Raw genomic sequence first — 11,122 nt, forward strand, 5'->3', positions numbered from 1 at the left:
CCTTCATAGTACCTAAAACAATATATATGGCTATGAATGAATTCAGGGACAACCCGCAGCAACAGCAGCGGAACCCAGGCCCGGGAGATTGTAAAGAGAACAACTCCCCCACCCAGAAAACGATTAGCGCCGAGCGCCGGAAATATTGCGACAGGCTCTACGGGACCGCAGGAGAGGTGAGCAAATGGGAAAAATGCAAGGATGGGAAACTGAAGCTGGAAGACCTGAAAAGGTGCCTGTTCGTGTGGACAGAAGAAAACTACCGGCGCTACCGGAACACGGAGGTAAAAGTAGGAAGCCAGCTGCTGGTGTCCAATGACCTGGTGAGGGAGAACGTGGCCAGCTATATAAAGTGGGGCACCGAACTGTCCACCACGCTTAAAAACATTCAGAAAGCAGTGACGGACGCCAAATCAAAAATGAACGACCTGCGGGAGGCCGCGTGCAAACTGGAGAACTGCAAAAACGACAGCTGCAACTGCAACCAGCTGGTGCTGCTAACGGGGAAGAGCCGGGAAGACTGCCAGGATGTGCCATGTCCGCCGCCCGGGAAAAACAACACCCCTCCCCCACCCAACAGGGACAGGCCGCGCGAGTGCGACAACGCGGATGAGGTGCTTTGTGACCTGATATGCATGCCCAAGTCTCTTGGCTTCGACATCGACTCCATTTCACAGGCCTCTTCCGAGGTAATCGGCATCCAGGTTTTCTCCAACCTCGGCACCCTCGATCCGCTTCAGAAAACACTTTCGGATCGCTCCAAGGCCTTTGAGGGCCACCTGCAACTGACCATGCAAACAAGAGGGAACGACCTGAAGAAGGCGCAGGAGGAACTGGTGAAAGCCATCCAGGAAAGCACGAAAGCCACGATGGGCATGTACAGCAAGCGCAGTGATTTTGAGAGCGCCCTCAGCACAGTGGAGTATCTCTGCTGCCCCGACTGCGGCTGTGTAATAACAGACAAACACTGCGAACCAAGGCTAAAGGATTGCAAGTGCAAGATCTGCGACATCTGCGATGAGGTGAAAGAAACCTTCTGCTCTGATGATTCTAACGAACCTAGGTCAGCTTACTAAGTAAGGCTTCCAGGTTCTTCCAAGTACTTAAAACCGCCTACGCATGATTACTGACTTAAAATGCAGAAATATTAAGGAAACCTCCTGGAGAGACAAGGTGAAAGACTGTTGCGAGCAGGAAAACCCGGATGAGCCCAAAGGCTGCGACTGCTGCTACGACACCTGGAAGGAAGAGCTCCGGGAGGTGAACACGAAATACAGCGAAGCAGCGGAAGAAGCAAGAAACATATCCGAAGCACTGGCTTTCCTCACCGAGCGCCGGGACAGGCTCAAAACCTGGTACGACGAACTGACCAGAGCCAACGACCTTTCGCGGAGCATCTGTGAACAACTGGAGGTAATGCTCCACCAGATCGAAAAAATATCCCGAAACACAAAATATGCGGTGAAGGCCATTAAAATAGTTTACTGCATGGTCCGGGATTTCTATATGCAGGTGGATCTGATCAAACTGAAGTATGACCAGCTCATGAGCTGCATCAGGTGCCTGAACGAACCCGCCCTGGCGCCGGGACAGGGTATCATGAAGTGCCTGGAGGACTACGGTAAAAAGCTGGACACGCTGCTCGCAACGCGCGACGAACTGCTCAAGATGATCATGACTGCCATCTACATGGCCTACCGTATCAACAAGAACATCGCCCTCGACCACGGCCTGTACCTGATCATCAGGGAGTGGGAGAACACGTTGAACTGTGCAGAGGCTTGCCATGAGAACTCCGGTAGTTCGGAGTCTGCCAGCTATGGAGAGCAGTACAGCCGAAGGAAGGAGGAAGACAGCGGCTATGAAGCAGAACAACGCCCCCAGGAGGACAAGAAAATGTGCGAGCTTACGCCTGTGCTGGAGTTCCCCATCTGCAACGACCCGTACTACGACCGCCTGAGGAAAAAATATGAAGACGACAAAGCCGAGGCAGCCAGTCTTTCAAAAGAGCTCATCGACCTGAACAAGAAAAAAGAAACGCTGCTGGCCTGTAAGCAAAGCCTGGAGGCTGCTATTCAGGAGACAAATCCTAAGATAAGATGTCAATAAGTTGATCAACAGATACTAAACAAGAACTGATATGGCAGCAAAAGGAGATTACCCGATCCCCAAGTTTCACTTCCGGGTGCAGTGGGGAAAAGACTTCAGGATAGGCTTTACGGAGGTAAGCGGCCTTGACTTTGAAACAGAGGTGATTGAGTACCGCGAAGGCAGCAGCAAGACCTATAACAGTTCCAAGCAGCCCGGCCGGACCAAGTACAGCAATGTTACCCTGAAGCGCGGCACCTTTGAGGGCGACTACGACTTCTATATGGAGTGGCGCAAAACCTTCTACTTCCAGGAAGGCAATCAAACGGGCTCCCGGTTCCGCCGTAACGTCGAAATCATGCTGCTCAACGAAAACCACGAGCCCATTATCACCTGGACCCTGCTGAACGCTTGGCCATCAAAGGTACAGTCCACCGACCTGAAGGCTGATGCCAACGAGGTAGCCATCGAAACCATGGAACTGGTGCATGAAGGACTGACGATACTGACCTAAGAGTGCGTGGCAATGGCAAAGCGAAACCCTGAAAACCTGTACCAAACAGTCAACTTCCACTTTCGGGTAGGCTTCCGCTTAGGTACCGAAACATTCGACATGCGGTTTCAGTCGGTCACCGGCTTAGATGCTACCCTGGAAACCGAAAGTATAAGAGAGGGAGGCGAAAACAGATATGAGCACGTCGTGCCCGTCCGCCGGAAATATGGCCCGCTGGTGTTAAAGCGCGGCCTGCTCTCCCCTACCGAGTCAGGCCTCACGGCATGGTTCAAGGAGGCTTTCGATGACGAGAAAGTCACTCCCATACCGGATGTTGACATCATGCTCCTGAACGAGGAAAGCCAGCCGCTGATGTACTGGACTGTTAACAATGTCTGGCCACGGAGCTGGAAAATCGGGGAACTGAACGCCGAGCGGGGCGAGGTGCTGATTGAGACCCTCGAGCTGAACTATAACCGGTTATTGTTTCACGAATAATGATATATAATGCCTGTTGAGATAAGAGAATTAGTCATTAAAGCAACCATAACCCAGGAAGAAGGTGCAGGTTCGACATCGGCAAGAGGAGTTGCCGGCAGCGACTCCCCTGCCGAGGAAATCATCAACACCTGTGTGGAGAAAGTGCTGGAGATACTAAAGGAAAGAAATGGCAGATAAGAACAAACTCGAAAAACTGCTCATCCGGTCTTTTGCCAACAGGGACTTTAATGGCGAAGACCCGGCACGGAAGTTTTTAACGCCCATCAACCCGGAATCCTTCACTAAAAACCTGAAGGTAAACGCGGACACCCGCTCGGGGCATGGCAATGAGGGCGCGGAGGTGCGTTACAAATCCACGGCGCCAGAGGAACTGCGCCTCGAGTTTATCCTGGACGGCACCAAAACCATGGAGAGCTACGGGGGCGAGAACAGCACCTACATCCAGAAACCGGTGAAGGAGCAGTTACAGGAATTCCTGCGTTGCGTCTACGACATGGATAAGAACATACACCGCCCCCGCTTCCTGATAGTTTTCTGGGGTTCGGAGATAGACTTCCGCTGTGTGCTGTCTAACCTCGATATCAACTACACCCTTTTCGAGCCGGATGGCAATCCGCTGCGCGTCAAGATCAACGCCACCTTCCTGAAGCACAAGTCACGGGAAGAGCAACTGGCAGAAGCTAAACTCAGCTCTCCTGACCTGACGCATTACCGCAAGGTAAGCCAGGGCGACCGGCTTGACCTGATGGCATACCGCATCTACAACGACTCCAACTACTTTTTACAAGTGGCCAAAGCCAATGCGCTCAGCCATATCCGGAACATCGTCCCCGGAACAGAACTCTACTTTCCCCCTTTCGATAAAAATGAAGCCTGATGGAAGAACTGTTGATCCCCAACCCCTCCCGGCATGATGTCGTCTCGTTTACCATTCTTGTCAACGGAACGGTTATAAACCCTGCCTATGAGGTGCTGGCGCTTTCTGTCACCAAAGAAATCAACCGGGTGCCATTTGCCTCCCTTGTCATCCGGGATGGCACCGCCGCGGAACAAGACTTCGAAATCAGCAATGCGGACACTTTTGTACCGGGGAACAAACTGAAGATAAAACTTGGGCTGGACGGGGACAACACCCAGGTTTTTCAGGGCATCATCCTGAGGCACGCCGTGAAGGTGCGCGCAAACGGCAACACTGAACTCCGGATTGAGTGCCGGGACGAGGCCGTGAAAATGACGATCGGGCGACGAAACCACTACTATGAGAACCTGACTGACAGTGAGCTGTTCGATGAGTTGATCGGCCGTTACAAAGGGCTGAAGAGCGCTCCTGCTGCAACCTCCCCCACATATAAGGAAATAGTGCAGCACCACGTGACCGACTGGGATTTTATGCTGCTGCGTGCGGAAGCCAACGGCATGCTGGTGCAAGTGGAAGACGGCACCGTCAAGATAGCAAAACCCGACACCACTGTCAGCCCGGTGCTGCAGGTAACCTATGGTTCCTCCATTTTAGAATTCGAGGCAGAGATAAACGCCCAAACGCAGTTAAAATCCGTGAAGGCATCCTCCTGGGATCACAGCAATCAGCAGCTCTTCGATGCGGACACTTCAGAGGCGGCAACTTTTCAGGAGAGCGGCAACATAGAAGGAAGCGAACTGGCAAATGCCGTAAGCCCCGACTTCTTTGAACTCCACCATAGCGGTTTTCTGCAGGAGCAGGAACTCCAGAACTGGGTGGATGGCATGATGCTTCGGAGCCGCCTCTCTAAAATAAGGGGCCGGGCAAAGGTCACTGGTTTCGCAGGCATCAGACCAGGAGACATGGTAAAACTGGCCGGCGTGGGCGACCGCTTTAACGGAAAGGCTTTTGTAACAGCCGTGCGGCATGACGTAGGCAACGGCACCTGGGATACCCATATACAATTCGGGCTGGATCCGGAACGCTATGGCCGCCTGCACCCCGACACAAACGACCTGCTGAGCGCCGGACTGATGGGCGCTGTTCATGGCCTCCAGATCGGGAAAGTGGTGCAGCTGGAAAATGACCCTGCCGGAGAGGACAGAATTCTGGTGAGAGTCCCGGTGATAGATAGAAATGGCCCCGGCATCTGGACGAGAGTCGCCAGCCTGGATGCGGGGGCCAACAGAGGGGCCTTCTTCCGGCCGGAAATAAACGATGAAGTTGTGGTGGGCTTTCTCGACGATGATCCACGGCATGCAGTGGTGTTGGGCATGCTCCACAGCAGCAACAGCCCCGCACCTATCGCGGCACAGGATGTGAACCATGAGAAAGGATTTACCACCCGCAGCGGCATGCACCTCCAGTTTAACGACGATACAAAGACCATTGCCATCGATACGCCCGCCGGAAACAGTGTGAGGCTGGATGAACAGGGACGCAAGATTGAAATAGCAGATCAGAACGGGAACAAGGTAACGCTGGATACCACTGGTATCAAACTGGAAAGCCCCCTGAATATAGAACTGAAGGCTGGCGTAAACCTAACCTTATCGGCCGGAGCTTCCCTTACTATCGGGGGCACCAGCCTGTCTGTAAAGGCAGATGGGAATGTGGGAATAGAAGGCGCTTTTACAAAGCTCTCAGCCCAGGGAATAACAGAGATCAGCGGGTCTTTGGTAAAAATAAATTGAGAATCATATATAACCTTATGCCCGCAGCAGCCCGACTCAGCGATATGCATACCTGCCCTCTTTTCAGCGGACCGGTGCCACATGTGGGGGGGCCTGTAACAGGTCCATGCGTGCCTACGGTGCTGATAGGAGGTATGCCTGCGGCTGTAGTGGGAGACCTGCTGGTATGCACAGGGCCGCCGGACACCATCGTGAAAGGGTCTGCCACTGTCTTGATTGGTGGGCGCCCCGCAGCCCGGCAGGGTGACCTTACTGCACACGGTGGAGTGTTGGTGGCAGGCTTTCCCACCGTGCAGATTGGCGGCTGATAACTATATAAACAGGAAAACCATGAATCAGCAATTCAAATCATTTCTGGGTACCGGATGGGCCTTTCCACCCACCTTCAACCGGAGCACGGGCGCTGTGGAACTTGTGCGCGACGTAGAGGACATAGAACAAAGCCTCAACATTCTGCTTTCCACGAGCCTGGGCGAGCGGGTGATGCAACCGGAATATGGCTGCAACCTCGCGGACTATCTATTTGAGTCGCTGAGCAGCGGCGTGATCGGGTATATCAAAGACCGTGTTAAAAACGCCATCCTGTATTATGAGCCGCGCATCGTGGCTGAAAAGATAGACGTCACCTCAGACGCCTCTACAGACCTGCTGGAAGGCCACTTCACCATCACCATCGAATACACGATTCCCGGCACCAATTCAAGGTTCAATTATGTATATGACTACTACAAAAATGAAGCGCTCAAGCCGATATAGACAGGATATATTTCCGCTGTGATGTGATATAGTTTAATACCAGAGCCATGATAGAGGATTGCAAAGAACTGACACATCCTTTTCAGAACGACCCCGGAGTAAGCCAGCGCCAACGGATGATGGACGATCTGTTGTCGGGACCTGCACAGGTAGATGGCCGAACCCTGGCCGACCTGCTGGATTACTTCGCGCAGCTTTCCCGTCATGTCAACTTCTACGATTCCGATTTGTCGGTCAGCGACTGGCAACCGTTCTTTCAGAAGAGCATTCCTTTCTCGCTGGCAGCCATAAGTAAGTACAAGCAGGACACAGTAACCGAAAAGCTGGCGGCTTACCGAAGACTCTTCCAAAAGGCCCCTGCCCCTGCGGGCCTGCAGCTACTGGTACACTACGTTTTCCACCGCCTCCTGAACAGCATCAATACCTGGCACCAACAGGTACAGGGAAGCGGGTTGCCGGTAACCTTTGCGCTTGAGAACCTGATCAAGGACAAACTGCGCTATCCCGCCAAGGCATTCATCACCTATGCCAACGCAGCCGTCAAGTGGTACTGCATCAAACCCCTGAACTGGCAACCCTTAGCCGCGAACGAAGTGTGGGGGCTTGATGTGGCGGATTTGTATACGTCAGATGCAAGTTTCAGAAGCAGGGGAAACACCAGCAGGGAAAAGATAACGGCGCTCTATCAGTTGGTATATGAGCTTGTGCCTGCCTTCCTGGATGTCATCCGCGTGGTTGCCGGTGCCGCCGCCCTGAGTATCGAGCAAAGCCTGCTGCCCCTCAAAGAAGAGCTCCGCCAGAACCACCCGCCGCACCTGGCACTTCTATTCTCTTTCCTGAAGCTGTTCCGGTATCTGCAGGACGACCTGAACACCTTCACCAAAAAGCACCTCGACTTCTTTTACAAGCAGGTGCTGCAGCTGAAGCCGCAGGAGGCCACCCCCGATAAAGCGTTCCTGATCTTCGATATACAAAAACAACTGAATAACTACCTGCTGCAAAAAGGCTTGTTGGTAAAAGACGGGAAAGACAATAACAAGGCAGAGCTCTTCTTTGCGCTGGATGATGAGATAGTAGTGAACAAAACGCAGGTCGCTGAGAAGCTGACGCTTTTTCTCCACAACCAAACAGCCTACAAAACCACTTATTTGGAGGGGGTATATATGGCCCCCGACGCTGGCAAGGCCGACGGATTGGAAAAAGACTTTGATGACGCCGGCACCAGCAGCTTCGCTACACTGGGAGCCAAAGACAGCAAATACGTCGATCCAGAAAGCAAATACATCAAACCACATCCGAATGCCCGCCTGGGTTTCATACTGGCCTCGCCGGTTTTACTTCTGAACGAGGGGAAAAGAACCATCACCATAACACTGGCATGTGAGCTAAACCAAAACATATGCGCAGATTTAAGCATGAGCGAAGACGCCTCTTCTTCCTGCTGCGAAGATGAGCTTGTTATATCCGCTGCACCGGCGGAAGCGGAGAACAATTACCCGGCATTTGCTCCTGCACAGGACTTTTATGAGAAAGTTGCCACAACTTTTAATACCCGCTATTACTACATCAGCCAGGAACTGATTAGCAAAGCGAAGAAAAAGGGCATTGGCGCGGCCCTTACGGATAGGCTGCTTCAATTAATTTCCTTCAAAAGGAAATTATGCTACTGCGAGACGGAGGAGCTAGGATATGAACGCATTATCCCGGCCACCGGCACCACGGAAGATCCCGGCTTTGAAGATATCTTCAGCGAAGCAGAGAGAGTTATGCTTGCTGATTTTTTTAAGCCCCGGAGGGCGCTGCATGTCCTGTTCAGCGGAGAAAAAGAATGGCTGGAACCGAGCAGCCTAAGCAAGATCACCCTTTCGCCAGCAGCCCTGCCCCTCAGCCATCAATTTAAAATTACCATTGAGGCGGTGCTGGAGCCGGATAAACCTGCTGTCACGTTCTATGACAAGGACAAACTGAAAGAGGATTTTAACACCGCTTTGCCGCTCGTAAAAATCGAGCTCGACGATAAAATCAAACTGTGGCAGGAGATCTCCTCCCAACCCGCCACTTGCTGCCTTGAGAAGGAACTCCAGGAAGAAAACCTGCCGGTATCGCTTTACCACTTTTTCAGGAATGTCACCGTCAAAGACAGCGATCTGCATCAGACAAGCATTGCGGTACAGGTCTGTGAGTTCAAAAATATTGTAGTGCAGAACGACGAGAGCCTGCAGGATGTGAATGCTCCTATATACCCGTTTGGCACACGGCCTTCCATCCCCGATTTTGATGTGGTCAACCCCGTTGACCCACCCCTTGCAAACCCAAACCTTATTGGCCCCAGTTTTTATATCGGTTCAAATGAAGTGTTTTGTAAAAAATGGGGTGCCATCAGGATAAACATCAACTGGAAGGACAAGCCTTCTGACTTCCGGGACTACTACAAGGCATATGTCATTGAAGATGTAGCAGCACAGGTCTTTGGGTTAGATCAGAATGAGTTCAAGATAAGGCTCTCGGTCCTTCAAAACAAAAACTGGTCAGCAGAAGCCGCTGACCGGAAGCTTTTCGATATGACTCCCCCTGCGCCGCTGCCTCCCCTTTTTCCCGGCGGACCCGTGCTCTGTGAGTATGGCGACAAGTATGAGCAAAGTATAGTACTGGACGCAACGGCTTTTCCAGCCCAGGACTTTTGCATTAGCCCAAACCAGGGCAATGCCCTGGATGTGCAAACCCGCAATGGGTTCCTGAAGATGAACCTGCGGAACCAGGACTTTCTGCACAAGGATTATGCTTTTGTGCTGGCCAGGCAGATGATGGCCTTGGGGAGATACCCGGATGCGATACTGGAAGGTGCCGTTTACAAGAAAGAAGGTGACACGGTATTGGTCTTCAGAAGCCTGGGAAAAACAATTGTAGAGCTGAAAGACGATATTTTCAGCACAAAAGATTCAGCAGACCTGTTAAAAAGCAAAATAGATGATCTGAACACCACCTTCGATGCCGCCATCGACTTTCCCCCACCCTTGTCCACCATCAATAATGCAGAAAGGGATTCCCTTATACCCTTAGTCCATGACAGCAAGTCGCTCTCGGACGACACGCGCCAGCAAGCGGCTGACACCAAAGACAAGCTGTCGGACCTGCAGTCTGTGCTCGATATATTCGACATTTTTACTGGTGAGATTGTAAAGCCGCTAACCGTATTAATCCCTAACGAACCCTGGACGCCCGTGATCAGGGAAATATCGATCGACTATACCGCGACCGCTACGATCACTGACATCGAGCTCATCCATTTATATCCCTTTGCAGGAACCTTTATGCCTGAAGAGTTGGAGTTGCAGCCCACGCTCTTACCCACTTTCTGCGACGAGGGGACACTGTTGCTGGGCCTGCGGCACCTGGTGCCGGGCAGCAACGTGAACATTCTTTTCCAGATGGCCGAAGCCACGGCAGACTCCGAGTCGGGAAGAGAGGAAGTGGGCTGGGCCTATCTCGACAACAACCAGTGGAAGGCGCTGCGCCCCGGCTTTGAGGTGCTGGAAGACGGCACCAACGACCTCACGACCTCGGGTATCGTAAAGCTTGCGCTGCCCGCCAACATCACCAGCGACAACACCATCCTCCCCAAAGGCCTGCATTGGATAAAAGCGGCTGCTCCAAAAAACAGCCGCTCTGTCAGCGAAACTATAGGTATACACACGCAGGCCATACAAGTCACTTTCGCAAAGGAAGCGGCCAATGATCCTCTCAGGTTGGAGCAGGCGCTGCCCGCTGGATCCATTGCAAAACTGAAAGAGGCTGACGTGGCCATTAAAAAAGTGGAGCAGCCCTACAACTCCTTCGGTGGCCGCGTGCCAGAGGCAGAAGGGCACTTTTATGTCAGGGTAAGCGAGCTGCTGCGGCATAAAGGGAGGGCCATTCAGAAATTCGACTATGAACGCCTTGCACTGGAAGCGTTCCCGCAACTGTACAAGGTGAAGTGCATCAACCACAGCTTTGCCTTAGATGCCCATATATACTTCAATGATTTCCCGGTGGCGCCAGGCTACGTGTTGCTGGCGGTAATCCCGGACCTCAACCGGATCAAGGCTGCGCAAAGTTTTGAACCCCGGGTGCCCGTGAGCCTGCTGGAAAGTATCGAAGCGTACCTGCGTCAGCGCACCTCACCTTTTGTGCGCCTGCGGGTCATGAACCCGCGGTATGAGCGGGTTCATTTTTGCCTGAAGGTAAAGCTGTACCAGGGCAGAGATCAGAACTTCTACAAGGAAAAGCTGAAGCAGGATGTGCGGGAGTTTCTGGCTCCCTGGGCAATCGGACAGTATGACAAGCTCACCTTCGGACAATGCCTGTACAACTCCGACATCATCCGCTTCCTGGAAACCCGTGATTACCTGGATTATGTGCTGGAACTTCTCTACTGGCATGAATCGGAGCCGCAACCAGGTAAAAGTGCTGCGGAGTGCGTGGCCCCGCTGCTGCAGCCGGTTTGCCCCAGAACGCCGCGCTCCATCCTGATTGCCGGCGATATAGATGTTTGCATCCAACAGAAGGACTGTGATGAGTGGCAGCAGCGTGAGCCCTGTGACCATACCAAAGTGCTGCTCGCAGATTATTGCAAAAAGTAAGGCTTAATCAGAA

10 protein-coding genes are annotated in these 11,122 nt (G+C 52.6%); all 10 read left to right on the plus strand.

Annotated elements, in window-relative coordinates:
• The first annotated feature begins 26 nt into the window (after window positions 1-26).
• From GSQ62_RS01750 to GSQ62_RS01790, 10 genes are read left to right on the plus strand one after another with little or no spacing between them, the layout of a single operon-like run.
• Complete coding sequence (locus GSQ62_RS01750; protein WP_161887912.1) at window positions 27-1,076, plus strand: hypothetical protein; 1,050 nt, start codon at window positions 27-29, stop codon at window positions 1,074-1,076.
• A gap of 43 nt (window positions 1,077-1,119) precedes the next feature.
• Complete coding sequence (locus GSQ62_RS01755) at window positions 1,120-2,109, plus strand: hypothetical protein (RefSeq protein WP_161887913.1); 990 nt, start codon at window positions 1,120-1,122, stop codon at window positions 2,107-2,109.
• Window positions 2,110-2,140: 31 nt separating this feature from the next.
• Entirely contained in the window at window positions 2,141-2,602 is a 462-nt protein-coding gene (locus tag GSQ62_RS01760) for a phage tail protein (RefSeq protein ID WP_161887914.1), read from the plus strand.
• Window positions 2,603-2,614: 12 nt separating this feature from the next.
• Window positions 2,615-3,079, plus strand: coding sequence for a phage tail protein (locus GSQ62_RS01765; protein ID WP_161887915.1), 465 nt, complete (start codon window positions 2,615-2,617; stop codon window positions 3,077-3,079).
• A gap of 9 nt (window positions 3,080-3,088) precedes the next feature.
• Window positions 3,089-3,259, plus strand: coding sequence for a DUF5908 family protein (locus GSQ62_RS20595; RefSeq protein WP_202621820.1), 171 nt, complete (start codon window positions 3,089-3,091; stop codon window positions 3,257-3,259).
• Window positions 3,249-3,959 (plus strand): CIS tube protein, encoded by a 711-nt coding sequence (locus GSQ62_RS01770; RefSeq protein ID WP_161887916.1) that lies wholly within the window; start codon window positions 3,249-3,251, stop codon window positions 3,957-3,959. The genes GSQ62_RS20595 and GSQ62_RS01770 overlap by 11 nt, the downstream gene beginning before the upstream one ends.
• A complete protein-coding gene (vgrG, locus tag GSQ62_RS01775) occupies window positions 3,959-5,734 on the plus strand; it encodes a type VI secretion system tip protein VgrG (RefSeq protein WP_161887917.1) in 1,776 nt (591 codons plus the stop codon). The genes GSQ62_RS01770 and vgrG overlap by 1 nt, the downstream gene beginning before the upstream one ends.
• A gap of 17 nt (window positions 5,735-5,751) precedes the next feature.
• The gene (locus GSQ62_RS01780; RefSeq protein ID WP_161887918.1) at window positions 5,752-6,042 is read left to right on the plus strand and encodes a PAAR domain-containing protein; all 291 of its coding nucleotides are present in this window, start codon (window positions 5,752-5,754) and stop codon (window positions 6,040-6,042) included.
• A 22-nt stretch (window positions 6,043-6,064) separates the two neighbouring features.
• Window positions 6,065-6,490 (plus strand): GPW/gp25 family protein, encoded by a 426-nt coding sequence (locus GSQ62_RS01785; protein ID WP_161887919.1) that lies wholly within the window; start codon window positions 6,065-6,067, stop codon window positions 6,488-6,490.
• A 47-nt stretch (window positions 6,491-6,537) separates the two neighbouring features.
• Window positions 6,538-11,109: a baseplate J/gp47 family protein gene (locus GSQ62_RS01790; RefSeq protein ID WP_161887920.1), complete on the plus strand. Its 4,572-nt coding sequence runs from the start codon at window positions 6,538-6,540 to the stop codon at window positions 11,107-11,109.
• Window positions 11,110-11,122: the final 13 nt, after the last annotated feature.

It is taken from the genome of Pontibacter russatus, assembly GCF_009931655.1.
GTDB classification, from domain to species: domain Bacteria; phylum Bacteroidota; class Bacteroidia; order Cytophagales; family Hymenobacteraceae; genus Pontibacter; species Pontibacter russatus.